This window comes from Rhodopirellula maiorica SM1, from assembly GCF_000346295.1.
In the GTDB taxonomy this organism is placed as follows: Bacteria; Planctomycetota; Planctomycetia; order Pirellulales; family Pirellulaceae; genus Novipirellula; species Novipirellula maiorica.
This window is the reverse complement of the sequence record NZ_ANOG01000648.1, coordinates 1-17,287: the sequence shown is the minus strand read 5'-3', so window position 1 is coordinate 17,287 and position 17,287 is coordinate 1. Positions and strand designations below refer to the sequence as shown.

11 protein-coding genes and 1 tRNA gene are annotated in these 17,287 nt (G+C 56.4%); 4 read left to right on the top strand and 8 right to left on the bottom strand.

Translation table 11 applies throughout. The features are described 5' to 3' along the window. The 7 genes from RMSM_RS20790 to RMSM_RS20760 form a co-directional block, all read right to left on the bottom strand. The coding region (locus RMSM_RS20790; RefSeq protein ID WP_008700737.1) for an FAD-binding and (Fe-S)-binding domain-containing protein at window positions 1-2,007 on the bottom strand (2,007 nt) is incomplete at its 3' end. A 115-nt stretch (window positions 2,008-2,122) separates the two neighbouring features. Then, entirely contained in the window at window positions 2,123-2,830 is a 708-nt protein-coding gene (folE, locus tag RMSM_RS20785; RefSeq protein WP_008700735.1) for a GTP cyclohydrolase I FolE, read from the bottom strand. A 144-nt stretch (window positions 2,831-2,974) separates the two neighbouring features. After that, on the bottom strand, window positions 2,975-5,071 hold the full coding sequence (locus RMSM_RS20780; RefSeq protein ID WP_008700733.1) for a hypothetical protein: 2,097 nt from the start codon (window positions 5,069-5,071) through the stop codon (window positions 2,975-2,977). A gap of 17 nt (window positions 5,072-5,088) precedes the next feature. After that, window positions 5,089-7,344 (bottom strand): serine/threonine-protein kinase, encoded by a 2,256-nt coding sequence (locus RMSM_RS37175; protein WP_160168338.1) that lies wholly within the window; start codon window positions 7,342-7,344, stop codon window positions 5,089-5,091. 265 nt (window positions 7,345-7,609) lie between these two features. Further along, window positions 7,610-9,544 (bottom strand): DUF4129 domain-containing protein, encoded by a 1,935-nt coding sequence (locus RMSM_RS20770; RefSeq protein ID WP_008700728.1) that lies wholly within the window; start codon window positions 9,542-9,544, stop codon window positions 7,610-7,612. A 50-nt stretch (window positions 9,545-9,594) separates the two neighbouring features. Continuing rightward, a complete protein-coding gene (locus RMSM_RS20765; RefSeq protein ID WP_008700726.1) occupies window positions 9,595-9,819 on the bottom strand; it encodes a DUF4339 domain-containing protein in 225 nt (74 codons plus the stop codon). A gap of 450 nt (window positions 9,820-10,269) precedes the next feature. Then, the gene (locus RMSM_RS20760) at window positions 10,270-11,058 is read right to left on the bottom strand and encodes a DUF6690 family protein (protein ID WP_144057819.1); all 789 of its coding nucleotides are present in this window, start codon (window positions 11,056-11,058) and stop codon (window positions 10,270-10,272) included. 385 nt (window positions 11,059-11,443) lie between these two features. Between RMSM_RS20760 and RMSM_RS20755 the strand changes: the two genes are divergently transcribed. From RMSM_RS20755 to RMSM_RS20745, 3 genes are all read left to right on the top strand, one after another. Continuing rightward, on the top strand, window positions 11,444-11,710 hold the full coding sequence (locus tag RMSM_RS20755) for a hypothetical protein (protein WP_008700719.1): 267 nt from the start codon (window positions 11,444-11,446) through the stop codon (window positions 11,708-11,710). A 15-nt stretch (window positions 11,711-11,725) separates the two neighbouring features. Next, a complete protein-coding gene (locus tag RMSM_RS20750) occupies window positions 11,726-13,210 on the top strand; it encodes a hypothetical protein (protein WP_144057818.1) in 1,485 nt (494 codons plus the stop codon). Window positions 13,211-13,299: 89 nt separating this feature from the next. Beyond that, window positions 13,300-14,466: a M20 family metallopeptidase gene (locus RMSM_RS20745; RefSeq protein WP_040768622.1), complete on the top strand. Its 1,167-nt coding sequence runs from the start codon at window positions 13,300-13,302 to the stop codon at window positions 14,464-14,466. Window positions 14,467-14,830: 364 nt separating this feature from the next. On the opposite strand, the gene tig is transcribed toward RMSM_RS20745, so the two are convergent. Further along, window positions 14,831-16,327: a trigger factor gene (gene tig / locus RMSM_RS20740; RefSeq protein ID WP_008700710.1), complete on the bottom strand. Its 1,497-nt coding sequence runs from the start codon at window positions 16,325-16,327 to the stop codon at window positions 14,831-14,833. A gap of 758 nt (window positions 16,328-17,085) precedes the next feature. Between tig and RMSM_RS20735 the strand changes: the two genes are divergently transcribed. Further along, a tRNA-Gly gene (locus RMSM_RS20735) sits at window positions 17,086-17,158 on the top strand. Window positions 17,159-17,287 lie beyond the last annotated feature (129 nt).

The following is a 17,287-nucleotide window of genomic DNA, read 5'->3' as shown; positions in this document are numbered from 1 at the left end:
AAGTGGCAACCCGTTTGTCGCAACGTATTGCGCTTTGAGCTCTCCGACGATTTTGGGAATATTGACCGAAGCGGGGCATTCAACGCGACATTGGTGACAGTTGAAACAGAGGTCCGCAACTTCCTTGGCGCGATCCTCGGCCAGATTATCAACCTTCAATTGACCGCTCAGCACCCCGCGTAGCAAATTCGCTTTCGCCCGCGGCGAGGCTTCCTCACGATGGCTGGCACGGAACATCGGGCACTGACGTTCGGCGGACGAATGGGTACGGCAACGCCCGCAACCGTTGCATTCGCGTGTCACCTGGGCCACCGAGGCACCGGGAGGCCAGATCTGCAGTACCTCTAATTGAGCCAGCGGCTTCGACGCGATCCCCGAGTCGTCGCAGACCGTTTCCTCCGCTGCAATCAACGTCCGATTCCCTCGGCTGACTTCGATTGTTTTGTCGAGCGGGCGAAGGTTCTCGTTGGGCTTTTGCAAAACGGCGCCAAACAGCTTGCCAGGATTCAACCGGTGCACCGAATCAAACAAACGCTTGATCTGGCCCATCGCCTGCCACAATTGGCCATATTGACGAGGCAGCAAATGAGACCGGCTCAGTCCCGCGGCGTGTTCGACGCTGACTTCGCCGCCATGCTTCCAAACCACTTCAGCGATTTGGTTGGACAGGTCGCAAAGTTTCTCGCGGTCGTGCGGTTTGGCGAGATTTAAAAAGGGGCGGATGTGCAGTTGCCCATGACCGGCATGGGCGAACACCGTCGCGGTGGTGTGGTTGCGCTGCAACGTGTCTTGAATATCAATCAACGCGGCAGGCAAGCGATCCGGCGAAACCGCAATATCCTCGGTAAACGGCTGCGGTGCATCGCTGCCTTTGACGCGATACAGCCGGGGAATCACACGCCGCGAAAGCGCCCAATACAGATCGCGTTCAGCGGGACGGACCGTATCGACCGCGGCAAATGCGGCATCAGCTCCCTTGGCACATTCTTGACGAATGATTGCCAAGCGGTCGTAAAGATCCCCCAATGATTCGCCTTGGATCTCCACCAACAACATCGCTTCGGCTTCGCGCGGCAACAGGTCGGCAAAACGTGAGTCGGTTTCGCGAGCAATTTGCAAAAGCCGACGATCCATCAAATCACATGCGACCAAACCGTGCATCAGCGCGCGACGCGCACAACGGGCGGCTGAATCCAAACGGCGAAAGAATAACAGGGCAACGCCGCGGTGGGTTGGGACCTGCTCGGTGCGAACAACCGCGTCAACGATAATCCCCAGCGTTCCTTGCGTGCCCACCATAAACTTCGCCAAATCGACACGGCCATCGCTGAGGATCACCTCATCAAAACGATACCCACTGCGTGAATTCGGCGAATCCCGACGAGCGGCAATCAGCGAATGAAACTGGTTTTCAATCTCGACAATTCCACGTGCTAATCGGCCTTGCGGTGTCGATTCATCTGGATGATGTTTCGCCAACGTTAGCAGATTCCCGTCGGCCATAACCACTCGCATCGACTCGATCGTATCACGAGCCGATCCGCTCCGCAGATAGTGACTGCCTGAGGCATTGGTCGACAACACGCTGCCCATCGTGGTGATACTGCGGGTTGCGGGATCGGGCCCATAGGTTCGCCCGTATGCCGCCAACGCCGAATTGACCTCGGCCAAAATCGCTCCGCTCTGAACGGTCACCTGCGCCCCATCTTGGTCAATCGTGACCCGCCGCATGAAGCACGAAAAATCCAGCAGCAAGCCATTGCCAAGCGATTCACCCGAGACGCCACTACCGCTACCGCGGGGGTGAATCGACAAATCGTGCTCGGTCGCGTATTGCACGGTGGCAACCACGTCGGCGGCGGAGCGAGGCCGCACAACCCCAAGCGGGGTCATTTGATAAATGCTTGCGTCAGTGGCATAAAGCTGACATGAAATGTCATCGCACAAGACTTCGCCTCGCACGACACCACGCAAGTCGTCTTGAATTCGTTGACGTTCGCTATCCATGCGGCGTGTTTCGAGTGAGATGAGCGATGTTCATCAAGTTCGCAAACCTAGAGAATGAGGATTAAGACCGACTCAGCAGAGTAGAGAGAACTCGGAATGGCGATGGGCCCGCTCGCTAAACTTCGCGGTTGATCAGCCCCAAAACCTCGGCTCGCGATTTGGGGTCGTCGCGAAATGCTCCGCGCATCGCACTGGTCAAACACAGGCTGCCCGGCTTGCGCACCCCCCGCATTGTCATGCAGCTATGCGTGGCCTCGCACACCACGGCGACACCGGTTGCCGACAACCGCTCTTCGACGAGATCGGCAATCGTTTGCGTCATTCGCTCTTGAACCTGCGGACGCCGAGCCACCTCTTCGACCACACGGGCCAGCTTGCTCAACCCCACCACTTTTCCGCTAGGCAGATACGCGATGTGGGCGCGACCGGTGAACGGCAACAAGTGATGCTCGCACATGCTGCAGAAACTGATGTCCCGCACGAGCACAATTTCGTCATATTCCTCGGTGAATACCTTCGCCAAATGACGCCCCGGATCGGATTTCAACCCCGCAAACATCTCGGCATACATGCGAGCCACTCGCGCGGGGGTCTCCAGCAATCCTTCTCGATCGGGATCTTCGCCAACGGCATCCAAGATGATACGGACCGCTTGCTCAATCCGCGGCAGATCGACGTGATCGCGTGACGGCGCATTTCGATCAGGAAAAAGCGGTGGTTCGGGGCTAATGCTGGCTGCATTACAGTTCGCACCACTGTCGCTCTGAAGGAACGGCAGGTTGCAGGAAGGCTCTTTATACGAACGGGGATCCACGTTTTGCATTTCCCAGAAAGGCTAAGTAAAGGGTCGGCGAGATGCTGCACTCGCACGTCCATAGTATCTTAGCAGAGTGTTGCTTCGGCGCTGAGGACGCCAATCCGGATGGCGGTCAAGCGACGGCGGACGTCGTTCGCCCAATACTGTTGCTCAGCCACCACGAGGCAGCTGTTTTTGCAGTTCTTTGCGGAACGCATCACGGATTTGATACAGCGGCAATGTGGGACCGATCGCTTCACGCCGAATGACGTGCGACATCGGCAAGCTCTCTTTCACCCGGCCAACTTCGATCGGAGTGATTTTGGCCATCCGATCGACACCAAAGGTATCGCACAGGATCGCATGGAAATCGACCAACTGCTGTTTCGCCGCTTGCTGGCCGACGTCGCGAGTGTTGGCGCCGCCCGCCCACAGCGCTGCCATTGCGGCCATGCCGAAGGCAGCAAACAGTTCGGGGATCGAAGCGGCGGCAATCACGGTGGTGCCAAAATCAACCGGAATCATCAACACCCCCCCGAACGCAGCCAGTAACGTCGCCAACGGCGTCAGCCCAGCGACCAGCTTTTTCCGCACCGGCACATCGCTCCACATTTGACGTACCGCTTCGTCGAGTCGCCGAGGGTCGAGCTGTGTAAAATCGTCACGCTCGAATCGCAGAATCGCCGCCTCGGACGCTTCGGTCAATCTCGACATGCTGGGGTCCACCTCTTCGTCAAACCAGTGAGGCAGAGCGGCGGAACCGCCGTGTCGATCGATTGCTGCGTTTAATCGTTCGGGAGTCATCAGGCTGCCGTATTCGCCACGACGAAATTTGTCTTTAATTTCGCTGGCGGTTTGCTCGGCCATCGCGGTGGGAGTAAAGCGCCGTACCATTTCGCCCGCACCATCGACGAAACGACGCAACTTGGCATTCATGCGAACGCCCCAGCGAGCGTACCAAGGCGCCGTGACGGCGAACGATTCAGAAAGCTGATGGATGATCCGCTTGGATTGATGCAGCCGCAGTTCGACAACTTCGCCGCCCAATTGCCGATGCGCAAAAAATTCGAGTGCCGCTTGCAACAAGCAATCCTGAGCCCGCTGCGTCGCTTTTAGCGAGCGATCAGCATCCTGGTCCACCAAACTGAGCCCGCGATCCCAAACCATCGACCGTAGCGTGGATTGCAACGCAACGCGAAATTTCTCGAACAATTTTGCGCGATCGAGCCGCGTCGGTAATGCGGCAAGCAAGCGGTCGTCGGGAATTCCGGCGGGTGGATTATGGTCGGGGTTTTCAGAAACCGAAAAGAAAACCGGGAACATATCCTCGTCATCGCTGATCGCTGCGGCAGCCGTCCCGCTCGGTGCTGGAATGTACGGCCGACTCGCAGGCACGTCAAAATCGTAAGCCGCGTATACCGTTTCAATGCCGTGCGTTCTCGCCAACGGCGTGAACGTTTCAAACACTTGATCCGGAGTCTGGCGAGGACGAACTTTGTTAACGGCCAACATCCGTGGGACGCCCGGCATCAAGTCGGCTGCGATTCGCAACAGATCCCCGAGAGTGGCGTCACGCGAAGATTCCGCAGACGAGACGACCAGGAACGCCGAACAAATTGTGGCGGCGCGGCCAAGCAGGTCGCGGCGAATATCCGGTGATCCCAGCCCAAACGCTTCGTCCGAGACAATGTCCGGACAATCCAACAACCCAATCCCCGCTTCGTCCAACCCAGGATCGGTGGCCACCAGCGGAATGGCCAGCGTGCTGACGTCGCCCCCCCGATTATTGTATTGCTGGTGAGCCGCAGCAGGATCTTCGGCCAGCATCTCGGGCGGTTTTCCGATCGCGTCCCCTATCCGGCCCATCAATAGACTGAACAATTCCGAATCGGATTGCCACTGCTGAGGCAACCACAGGACAAACCGATGAGTGCCTTCGACATTACTCGGTCCACGCAGCGTCCGAGCCCGCCCCGCCTCGCTCAAATAGGTGGCCACCAAACTGGTCTTGCCGCTGTTGAGCATCCCCGCGATTGCCACGACTGGCCAATTGACAAGCTGAGACGCCGAATGCACTTGACGGCCCGAGGCAAGGATGTCACTGGCCAGCGACAGATCCAGTCGACGGACAGCCGCCAAGAAACTCTCACGAGATTCACTCGGATAAGTCCGCTGAACCATCGCGCGACGGTCATCGTCTTCCAATAACGACAACAAACCAGGCCAATCGATCGAGTCGTCCTCGAGATTTCGGAATTTACCAAACATGTCGTGTCGCCGATCGCTTATCCCGAGAAATCGCGTGGAGGTGCAGTGGTCGTTGGTCCTGAAATGACGGTGGTGCCGGCAGCCCCATTGCCGCCGGATGTCCCGTCGGCTTCCGCGGTTGCTGTGGGGGCGAAAGCCACACTCACATCCGATGCTTCTGCGTCGTCAACCCCTTGAAACTTGTGGTTCCACCAATGAACCGAATCCACTGGGGTCCAGGCTCCATAGTCTTCACAAGCACGGAGTGTATCAGCGAGTTCGTCCATCGACATAGGGCGCTGATGGGCGTCTTTTTGCAAACAGGACATCAAAACATTTTGCAGATCGTCGGCCAGCGGAACGCCGATTCGCTCCGCAGGCCGCATTGGGACTTCGTTCAACTGCTTCAAACAAATATCAACCGACGCTCCGCCCTCGAACAGCGGCACTCCGGCTAGTAACGCATAACCGACCGCCCCGACCGCGTACAGATCACTTTGGGCGTTGGCGGCCGACGCATCCCGCACCGCCTCGGGCGACATGTACATCGGCGTACCCGTAATCGAGTCCACTTGGGTCAATTCGACCGTGTCGCGAGTGATTTCCTTGACCAAACCGAAATCCAGCACTTTGATCAGGTCACCCACCCCCGAAACCTCGGTCAAAATAATGTTGGCGGGTTTAATATCACGATGAACAATCCCACGCACGTGGGCCTCGGCGAGCGAACCACACATTTGGATCAACAGCGAAATCACCCGCCCCGCCGGCTGTCGGCCGTATTGATCAATCAGTGCTTGCAGCGTGATCCCATGGACGTATTCCATCACGTAATAAAACGTCCCGTCATCGGTTCGCCCGTAATCGAAAATCGCGATAGTATTGGGGTGACGAAGCTGCGCGGTTAACTGGACTTCGCGAGCAAAACGCGACGCGGCCGTGGAGGTCAACTCTTCTTTTTCGAGTACCTTGATCGCGACCTGACGTTTGAGTAGCTGGTGAGATCCGATATAGACCGATCCCATCGCCCCTTCGCCAATCAACCGCCCAAGCTTGTATTGCCCGAGTTGCCGGGTGGAATCGGCTTGGGCAAGCGAGCGAGACAGATGGGGCCCGAATAAATGCAGTCCGCCCAACAATACCGCCCCCAGGATCATCGCCATCGCCAATGCCCAATGGATCCGCGAAAACGTATGCAGCGGTCCATAGACATCGTCGACTTTCATTTCCACAGCGACTCCGATCCCATACTCGGGCAGCCAACGCCATGCTCCGATAACCTCGTCACCGCGGTAATCGCGATACCCCACGACGTTTTCCCCTCGCCCTCCCCGAGTTAATTGATCCGCCAGCACGGTCAGCGGACGCGAGCGGCCCGACAGCGATGGCCCCGACAACGATGGGCTCGACGTGGATTTGAAACCTGCCTGATCGCCAGGAATTTGGACGACCTGATGCAAAATCGAGGATGTGGATAAATCCGAGTGAACCGCCGCGGACGACGGTGACGCATGCGAGCATGGAGCACTTGTCAGCATCACGCCGTGACGGTCGATGGCGTACGATGTCGCATACGAGCCAGCAACCGCCGCCGAAAACAACTCACTAAAATCCGCCGCTGGATCCATCAAGTACAAAAAACCACCCAGCGTGCGAGCCCCCTGCACCACCGGGGCGATCACGGCGATAACCGCAGGTTCGGCTTGGGACAACGGTCCTGATCGACTCAGAGGCTTCGGCGAACGAAAAGGACGCGTCAGCGTGACTTGTCGCGAAATCATTTTTTCTAGCGAATCACTGGGAATCCCCAAGTCTTCGGCAAACAGTGACGTCACATTGCTGCCAAGCACACGCCCATCGATATCGACCAGAGCCCAACCGAGGACGTCATCGCGGGATACTCCGCTGACAACCGTACTGGCAACATCCTGTGTGAACAGAGCAAGATTGGGATCGGCCCTCAATTGCTCGGGCGAAACCGGATGACTGGACGGATGGGACGTCAGAATACGGACGGCCAGCGTTTTGCGTTTGTCTGTCTGCATCGCATCGCTCACCCGCGCCATGTGCTGATCACACCAATGATCAAACACAGCCAACTTCGCAGACAAAATCGACCGCAACGAATCACCAGCCATTTCTTGCATCGTACCGCGAAGCTGGTAGTTCAGTAACACGACCATCGCGGTGGCCATCATCAACAGCAGGATCCCTATCTGCATCCAGCGCCGAGCCCGGTGCCCCGCCGACCACTGAGTGATCGTTCGCAATTTTGACAGTATGGCAGACGACAAAGGATCACGTTCCAACAGAAGGGAGAGGCGACGTCGTCCTATTGTAGCGGAAACCTTTTTTTCGTTGACCATGGGTTGCCCACCGCGTCCGCCCAATGCCATCTACTTTGGGACTAAACGGGTGGCGTTTGTAGCGGTGCGGTGCGGGGCCCGCCCGGTCCAAACCGAACGTTTTACTTGCCTCAACCGGACGGCTCGCGCCGTGCCGCTACCAAAGTAGATGGCATTGAGCGTCCGCCGCCGGACGAAATCCGAATCCCCTCGATTAGCGGACGGTGGCCGGAACGGCGGAATTCATCTGCTTCCAAATCTGGTCCGCAGCCGAAATGTCGGCCTGCGTCGCCTTATCATCACCGTAAACAATTCGGTTGTACGCATCGACAACGCGAACCGCCGACGAAGAAACCTGAGGCAGCGTGCCGGCAATCCGTTTTAGAAATTCGCTTGGGGTTTCGTCGGGACGACGACGCGACCCCTGCTCGCGTGCCCAGGCTTCGAATGCTTGAAACGTCACGATCACAATTTGGCGAGGATCCTTTTCAACTCCGATCGGATTGCGGAACGACGAAAACGGTTTGACGGGCGCCGAGACAACCTGCTGCGACGATTCAGGCTCCACCATGTCGGAAGAATCTGATTGCCGAAACCAAAGTCCATTGAACCACTGCAGTATCGCATCGCGATTGCGATAGACATAAACACCAACGACGACAGCAAGCGCCAACGCAATCAGAAATTTCAGTAACGAACCGAGCAGCGAAAACATCTCCATCAGCGAAGGAGCTGAACTCGGGGGCGATGCAGACGGAGGTGATTCGGCCTGCTCAGAATCGGCCTGCTCGGAATCGGACTCCCGGGCATTGGACTCCTCCGACTCTGACTGCTCGGCTTCGGATTCGTTGGACTTAGTCTGCTGCGACTCGGACTGCGGTGGTTGATCAGGATCGCCATCGCGAGACTCTTCTGTCTTATTGTCTTGGGATTGCTGGCCGGACTCGTTCTGCTTGCTATCCTGTTTGTCACCTTGCTTGCTGTTCGGATCATCCGAGGCTTGCGAATTTTCCTGCTTGCCGTTGTCGCCAGAGCTTTTTTCTTCGCTTCCCTTCTGATCGGAATCCGAGCCTCCGGAAGCTGGCTTTTTGCCTCCGTCCTGTTTCCCGGCGGCTCCTTGTTTGTTGTCACCCTCCGCGGCAGCCCCCGGCGGCGCCCCCTTTTGGCTAGCAGTTTCCTGGACTTCCTTTGCACCTGCGTTTTTGTCTTCTCCCGTAACCGCGGCCCCTTCTTTCTTCTTCGCCGCCGCTTCGTTTCCATGGCCGTACTTGCTTGCCGAAAGATCGTCTGGCGGATTCGTAATTTCAGGCAACTCAAATGACGCAAGCACTTGCCCTGGCACCGGAGCAAGGTACGAGACCAATAGAATCAAACTGATGATTGCCAATCCACCGGTGATCCATCCAACCGAAACGTTGTTCGGCATGTCGACACCGCGCTGCCGCAGGTAGCGACGAAGCCCCAAAAAGCTGGTGGTCACAAGTAGCGAAAAACTCGAGAACAAGTAGATCGCCAACAACCATAGTGCGCGGGAAGTGGTTCCCGGATCGGCACGTAGAAAAAATTGCCCCAGCCCAAAGAGTGGCAACGCGGCCAAGGCTAGATACATGACGGTGCGTCCGGGCTGATGCGTTGCCTGTCTGGCCTGAGGCGTTTGAGCCTTGGTGTTGGGAACGTCGTCCGCCGCGGCTTCCTGGGAATCAACCTCAGCACGATTCGCCTCGACTTGACGACGAACAAAGTGGCCGCCCGAGTCCATCAGTCCTTGTCCGCTGGCGTCAACCGAATCATCGATCAACGTGCAATCGTGAACAATTCGATCCGCCAGAAACGCGATCAACGCCAACATAAAGAGGCTAAAAATGGGCGATCCGACAAATCGCATCATCGCCAAAAAAGTGACCGCCCCCAGAATGCACAGGTAGCCCATCGCGTAGCTGCGATCACGCTCAATCGCAATCCGCGCAACACTAACAACTCCCATCGTATACATGAACAATGTCCATGACACTCGCTCGGGATAGCCGCCGTGATACAAGACCAGCATCAAGTAATTGGCGAGACTATTGATCATCAAGAAAATCAACAACGGCGCAACGGCAATGGCTGCGTAGTCCGCCAACGTCTTGGATGAGGTCGTCGTTGCCATCTTCAAATGTCGTACGCTCGTTTCAGTACGCTTGTCAAAGCGAATGAACTTTATTCCGAGGAGGCTTTGGAATGCGATTCATTCCAACGTTGCATCGCTGGAGCAATCGAATTCATCGGAACCCATTTTCCCTTGGTCTTGCTACTGAGCAACAGCGTCTCAGGGACGATCTTGCCTTCATCAATCAGATGAAGCAGATCCGCCTCGGAAACCGGCCCCACACGCCGTGTTTTACGTATCCAACCACTTGTGATGTAGTACCATCCCGCACCCATGCGTTCCCCTCACCTTTTGATTGCCCCAGCAACGATCCCGTTGCCGATTTGTCCGCCCCAAAATCCTGCCTAAACATCGCCCGGCTTCCGATGCTCTGCCGCAATCGCGACGAGCCCCAAAAGCCAACCGATCGCTTGGCAAGTCTCGCGCAAATCATGCGCATTGGGAGTATTGATTGTATCGAGCTGGCAAACCAACTACTAGCAAACCAGCCCAATTGAGGAGAAATATCACAAGGACTTGGCTTAGGAACGCTCCTGCAGTAACGCACACCACAAAAATTTCGGACTACCGAACCTTTGGGCGTTTCGGCATTAAGCCGGGACCACCGAGTTTTGCAGTGAGCGGGGTGATCTATACAGTACAGTGGCGTAATACGCTTGGTCGGCGATTATCGAAGAGAGTATCCTTCGTGTTCCGCAAGCATGTGTTCCGCAAGCATGACCGATCTACCAACGACCGCTGTAATGGTCGGCATTAACGATTCGTTGGGCTTCGGGGCTGATGCCGAACGCCAGGTTGGGCTGATTAAGCTCGACGAACACCGTGTACTTCTGGTGAATGGCGTCGCTATACACGATCGGAGCATGGGTCAGCCGCAAAAAATGAACGGGCACACCATTCCAACGCCGGGTAAACACTCCGGCTTCGAGCGAAGGTTCACGCGATAAACCGTAATGCTCGGTCATGATCGCCGCCATTTTGCTCGGGTCGCCCGTGAACCCATGCACGGTAATTCGCTGGACCTTTCCGCTGGTGTCAAAGTAATAAGTCAGCGTCCCCGCCAAATCGTTTGCCTGGGTCCCAGTGACGATAGGCACTCGCAATCCTTCCATCTTCAGATCCGCCAACACCGTGGTCACGCGTGAAAAGCGACTAATGATCCATTCCGGGTTGATGTCAAATCGGATCACTTCGCGTAGATCCTGGACGGTGGTTCCCACCAGATTCGGCTCGCTGTCAGCCTTTGCAGGGATAGCACCGAGCTTGCGAGCAAGTTCATGGTCGTAGCGATAGCGTGTTTTGTCGCTGTGACGCAATTGCTCCACTTCGTAGTGCGAGTGAACTCCATAATCCGACGAGGTCGACAACACCGATTCCCCCGAACTCATCGCGGCTTCGGTCGTCTCGAATTGACGTTTGATCGACGAAACCGTTTTTTGCCCCATATCCGTTTCCGAAACAACGTAGGGGCCTCCCACGAGCGCAGCGATCGCTGCAGCGGTTCGAATTCGCATGATCGGAAACATAAAATTGCCGTTGAAAAGGAAAGGTAGCTTCACAGGTCCATGCTCTGGTATCGTCCGATCGCTGGTGGTTTGTTTCGGAAAGCACCGATCTCTTGCGTATCCCGCATGTTATTGCCAATGCCTACCATCGATTTGATGGCTACGTCCGCGATAACCGGATCGGGTAAAAATCACAGGTCACTACGGGCAACAACGCTGGATTCAAGTCGTCTTAGCCGCACCGAACGCGACAAGCTTTCGCCCTTTCCCCTCCACTGATTAAACTAGATACTGGTCACAGCATCTCCGCTTTGGAATCATGCGACCATCGTTTCTCGCAAACGCCCCACCTCTGGCTGCCAGCACCCGCCCACCCTCCACCGGACCATGACGAATGTCGGCAACTGAAATATCGGACCTTTTACCTGTCGCTGCAGAGACGAAGAATCCGCATCCGTATCAAGTCTTTGGGCTGACCGGCGGCGAGCAAGATTCGCAGGTGATTGTCGTTGCGATTAAAAAAACGATCCAAAAACTGCAAAACGCGAAAGCCGATGCGGATCCTGTGGTCTGGAAACGGGCGGCGAAATGGGTCCAACAATCCCGCGATATCCTGCTGGATCCAGCCAAAAAGAGACGCTGGATGCTCGTTTTGGCGTGATTGATTTCGGCGACGTTGGCTCGCCGCCCACCACACCACCTCCAGCCTCGGCCCCCACCGCAGTGCCACCGCCCCCTCGGAGGCTCGAGCACGGCTGACCCGCTGGCCAGTCTGCTGCCGAAAACCGATCCGCTAGCCGCCGTGCTGCCTCAAGGCAATCCGCTGGCGCCGCAAATGCCCGCAGTTCCCCAGCCCGCAGTTTCTCAGCCCGCAGTTTCTCAGGGACCTGTTCCTCAGGCCCCTGTTCCTCAGGGACCAGTGGCTTCTGTACCCGCCCCCCAGACCGCGAATCCTCCGATTGCCGCAGTGGAAACGTCAACGGCTGCCTCGCAGATTCCGGCGTTTAGCGAGCCAAGTGGCGGTTCCGCCGTTGCAGCGCCGATCGCCATCAAGAAAAAGAAGCCTGCCAAACGTCGTCGCAAATCGATGGCGGGTTGGCTTGTCTTGATTGGCTGCGCAGCCGCGATCCTGGCGATGATCGGCGTACTCGTTTGGGTGGTCATGGCGAAACCAGGAACAATCGCGATCACCGCCAAAGACGGCAGCTTTACCCTTTCGACCAATCCTGGCGGATCAGCAGATCCATCGACTGCGGCACCCGGCAAACGCGTCACCTCGCGACCGGTGGACCCGATCATGGGTAATCTCGGGCCGAATCGTGCCGAGGACGACAGTGGCCGCCGTCCGCTGGACTCGTATATGAATGCCGACCAACGGCAAGACGATGCCGAGGACGGACCCGACAACATGCAGCCAATGCCGAGTCGTCCTGAACCTGCCCCACCGATGCCTGTGCAACCCGACTCAGCCCAGCCCATGCCTGTGCAGCCGGAACCGGGCGACGACACCCCCATGGAAATGACCAGCTCCGATTCCTCCAGCGATCCTTCGGTCACTCCTCCGCAAACACCCACCGACGGAAACTCAGCGGCAATGCCGGCCGAGTCGATTAGCAAAGAGATGATCGCCAAGGCCGAGGAACTAATTGCGAAAGCCCGCACGGCAATCAAGACCGCCGATTGGAACCAATTGCGGGCGGTGCACGAAGCAGCAGCCGATACGCCGCTTAGCGACGAGCAGAAACCTCGGGCCGAGCCATTGTTTGAAATCGCAGATCTGACGTCGTACTATCGCGGCGCCATCGAGCGTGGCGTGGCAACGCTACAGACCGGCAGCGATTTTGAATTGACCGAAACGCTCCGCGTGATCGTCGTTGAAAAAGGCCCCGACCGGCTGGTCATTCGCTTCAATGCAACCGTCAAAGAGTATACGTTTGACGAACTTCCGCCGCGACTTGCTGACAAACTTGCCACGTTTGCTTTGAAAGAGGGCGATCCCACCGCGATTGCAGCCCAGGCGGTCTATCAAGCCATCGCGCCAAAATCGACCGACATTCATCGCCAAGATGCTATTGAAACACTGGAAACTTTCACGGGCGAAGTCGAAGGAGCGAACCCCAAACAAATTGCCGCAGCGCTTCGTGACGTGCTGGCCCCCTAGGGCCCTGCAAACCTCCCTTGCGTCCTTCCTCCAAAACATCGACAAATATCCGCGTCTACGGCAATGGAAGTTACCTTCACCCCTGCATCATGAAAAACGCAACTCGCGAATCGCTCGATACCCTGTCACGCTTGATCGCCTTTCCCTCGGTTAGCTCGGCTAGCAATGTCGACATTTCAGAGTATGTCGATACACACTTGCGGTTACTTGGATTCGAAACCGAACTGACCACCTATGTCGATAGCAAAGGGGTTCGCAAAGCAAATATCGTTGCGAAGCGGGAACCTGCCGGCGCCGACAATTCCTCTGCTGCCGGGCTAGCCTATTTTTGCCATACCGACGTCGTCCCGGTCCAAAATTGGGTCGGGCCGGACCCCGATTCGCCTGGTGACGCGTTCACGGCGACGATTGCAAATGACCGCGTTTACGGACGTGGCGCGTGCGACATGAAAGGCTCGTTGGTTGCATTTCTCGCCGCGATCGCCCAGGTTTCAGCATCCTCACAAAAGCATCCGCTATGGGTCGTCTGTACCGCTGACGAAGAGACGGGGTTTCAAGGGGCACGGCATCTAGTTGAATCTTCGACGGCGTATCGCGAAATTGTCGCGGCACAACCTGTCGCGATTATCGGAGAACCCACCGAACTTGGTGTCGTCCATGCACATAAAGGCATCACTGGATTTCGCATCTTCAGCCGCGGTCGGGCGGCTCACAGCAGCACCGCCGAAGGCATCAATGCGAATGTCGCGATGGTTCCCATGTTGCAAAAAATCGCGGAGCTGAACGAACGAACGCTGCGCGAGCCATGCTATCAGGACCGCCGCTTCGATCCGCCTACCTTGTCATGGAATTTCGGATTTACCGATCATGGTACCGCAATCAACATCACGGCTCCGAAGAGCGAAGCATGGGTCAGTTTGCGAACCATGCCTGAGATCGATGGAAGCGATTTGATCAACGAAGCTCGGCAATATGCCGAATCGCTTGGGCTCGAGTTCCGCCCTCTTGTCGGCTGCGATCCAATTTGGGTCGACGCCAACGCCCCGTGCATTCAAACAATGTGCAAATTAGCAGGGGCAACACCGACGACGAAGTGCTATGCGACTGACGGTGGAGTGTTTGGTGAATTGAATCAGCGGTTGGTCTGCGGCCCAGGCAATATCGCTCAGGCCCACACCGCAAACGAATGGATCTCGATCGAACAACTCGAAAAAGGCATCGAACTGTACCGTCGCAGCATCGAGCATTGGTGCTAGACAAACGGTCGCGTCAGCATGTGATGAGCGTCCAATGCCATGCCATCGGCTTTGGTAGCGGTGCGGCGCAAGCCGTCCGGTCGCAGCGGATAAAACGTTCGAAAATTACCGGGCGGCCCCGCGCCCAATGCCATCGACTTTGGTAGCGGTGCGGCGCAAGCCGCCCGGTTGCCGCGAATGAAACGTTCGATATTTACCGGGCGGCTTGCGCCGCTCCGCTATAAAAGTGCCGAAAGGCATCATGGCATGCGTGGAACTTGGCTGCTGACGCGTCGCGGCTCACTGCGCAAAAAAAACTGCCCGTTTCCACAATGAAGCGGAACCGGGCAGTCGAATGATCCAGGCGAGGTGATCAAAAAGGAAACTATTCCTTTTCTTTCTTCTCGGCATCCTTTGGCGAATTGTCTTCGTACTTGGCCGCAGGAATCGCTTCGTCATCACGAGTCGGCAAGACATTGTGATAAACGGCGAACTCTTGGTCGTCGTCGCCCTTGCTCTTTTCGACTTTTTCTTCGCTGACTTCGCCAGCTTCGACGATCATTTCGATCACCTTACGCTCAACGATTTGGTTGCGAAGCGCGTCCATTTGACCGCTCTTTTCTAGTCGAGCACGAACTTTTCGTTCTGGCGAATCGCTTTGCTGAGCGATCAATGCGACTTCGGCATCGTAATCCGCAGGCTCTGCATCGACTTCGGCTTCTTCGGCGATCTTTTCCAAGATAAAGTGTTCGCGAAGTGCGGCCTCGGTGGAGGCTTGAGCATTTTGACGCGAAGCGTTGACGAAGCGACGAATGTTGTCTTCATCGAATCCGCTACGACGCAGCTCGAGAACCTTACGTTGCAATTCACGTTGCGTTTGTCGTTGCACCAACGATTTTGGCAATTCAAAGTCAGCGTTACCCGCCAACGCATCGACGACCGATTGGCGAAGAGCTTGCTGGGTGCGGTAATCGGCTTGGCGAGTGAGCGAATCACGCACAAAGTCGCGAAGCTCTTGCTCGGATTCAAAATCACCAAGCTCTTCCAAGAAGCTTGGAGTCAGCTTCGGCAATTCCGATTTCAAGACTTCGATGACATGGATTTCGGCATCGATTTCCTTGCCACGCGTTTCTTCGTTGCTTACGCCTTCGCTGATCTTCGCTTTGCCGGTGCGAGTATCGCCTTCGACAACACCGGTCATTAGGGTGCCGAAATCTTCGATCACCCCATCGGAGAAGCTCAAGCGACTGTTCAATGTCACGCGTTCTTCTTCGAGCTCGCTGAGCAGCTTGCCGTTTTCGCTGAACTTGATCGTCACGACCAACTTGTCGCCCATCGCAGCGGCTTCGTCAGTCGCTTCGAGCGTGGCGTAGCGTCCCAGAACCCGTTGCAACGATTCATCAACATCGGCATCGGTGATTTCTTCGACGGGTTTGGAGAGCTTGAGGCCCTTCCAAGTCGGAGTTTCAAAATCGGGACGAACTTCGACGGTGAATTGGTATTTAAAGTCACCGCTGTCTTCGGGCAACTCGATCGACTCGAAATCGAACTCGGGTTCACCGATTGCGGAAAACTCTTCTTTGTCGCTCACTTGCGAGAGCGAATCCATCAACAGGGCGCCCTTCACTTGTTCGCGAACACGGTCACGGAATTGCTTTTCGACCAACTTTCGCGGTGCGCGTCCCGCACGAAAACCGGGCACGGAGGCTTCCGGCACAATTTCGTCGTAGGCATCTTTGAGGTACCGTTCAACTTCCGCGTGAGGGATCGTTACAATCACCTGGCGAACGCATGGCGAAGGGCTCTCAACTGTCGCTTGCAGTTGGATCGTTTTCTTTTCTTCCGGAACTTCCGTTGTTTCGGGTTCAGTGGAGGTGGACATCCTTCGGTAAGACCTCTCGTCTTTACGGCGTCATCGTATGGCACGTGAGGGCGAAACAGGAAAACCGACCATCGGATCGCTGCGCCTCATCGTTATCTATAAATCAAGCCCGGTAGTGTACCGTGTCATGGTGCTCGGTGGAAATGGGGGAAATTCAGAAGAATATGAAGTTGGCTGTGCGAGCGAGCCCAGGCGCGTCCCAACCCGCAGACGCCCGCCCGCTGCCCCCCCAAGCCCAGCCCTGCCGCCCAATGCCATCTACTTTGGTAGCGGCACGGCGCGAGCCGTCCGGTTGAGGCGAGTAAGACGTTCGGTTTAGACCGGGCGAGGCCCCGCGCCCAATGCCATCTACTTTCGTAGTGGGACTACCTTCGTAGTGGGACTCGCCAGAGTTCCTGGTGTTTCAACAGCAAAGATGGGAATTCTGGCGAATCCCACTACTTGAGCATCTCCAGTAGTTGCCAAAGTAGATGGCATTGGGCTTCCGCCCGCCCCAGCCCGCAGACGCCTGCCCCAGCCCGACCAGCCCCCAAGGACGCTGCGGGATGGCATTCCCATCCGCCAAAAGGATGGCCAACACGACGGTGCGAAAACAATTTTCAAAGTCTTCACAAATTGGGCTTGAACGAATTCGATCGACACCTACAATCCGCTCCTGTTGATGGCAAACCTGTTGGTTTTGCCTCACAAAAAAGTGCCACCAAGTGACCTTGCAACATCAAACTGCAATCGATAACTTGGCCGGCGTCGAAAGTTTTGCGGCTGTAGCTCAGTTGGCAGAGCATCACGTTGCCAACGTGATTGTCGTGGGTTCGAATCCCATCAGCCGCTCTTTCTTTTCTTTCACGTGAATGGTATCTCCATTCACCTGCTGTTGCGTTCTGCAAAGCTTCGAAAAAAATCGATACGCCCCACTCGGAATCTTTCCTCTGGGGTGCGACTTTCACAATACTGCGATTG

Coding starts and splice junctions, on each gene's coding strand:
- RMSM_RS20760 (WP_144057819.1), bottom strand. CDS start 11,058: ATGCGAATTCGAACCGCTGCAGCGATCGCTGCGCTCGTGGGAGGCCCC.
- folE (WP_008700735.1), bottom strand. CDS start 2,830: ATGCAAAACGTGGATCCCCGTTCGTATAAAGAGCCTTCCTGCAACCTG.
- RMSM_RS20770 (WP_008700728.1), bottom strand. CDS start 9,544: ATGGCAACGACGACCTCATCCAAGACGTTGGCGGACTACGCAGCCATT.
- tig (WP_008700710.1), bottom strand. CDS start 16,327: ATGTCCACCTCCACTGAACCCGAAACAACGGAAGTTCCGGAAGAAAAG.
- RMSM_RS20745 (WP_040768622.1), top strand. CDS start 13,300: ATGAAAAACGCAACTCGCGAATCGCTCGATACCCTGTCACGCTTGATC.
- RMSM_RS20765 (WP_008700726.1), bottom strand. CDS start 9,819: ATGGGTGCGGGATGGTACTACATCACAAGTGGTTGGATACGTAAAACA.
- RMSM_RS20755 (WP_008700719.1), top strand. CDS start 11,444: ATGTCGGCAACTGAAATATCGGACCTTTTACCTGTCGCTGCAGAGACG.
- RMSM_RS20780 (WP_008700733.1), bottom strand. CDS start 5,071: ATGTTTGGTAAATTCCGAAATCTCGAGGACGACTCGATCGATTGGCCT.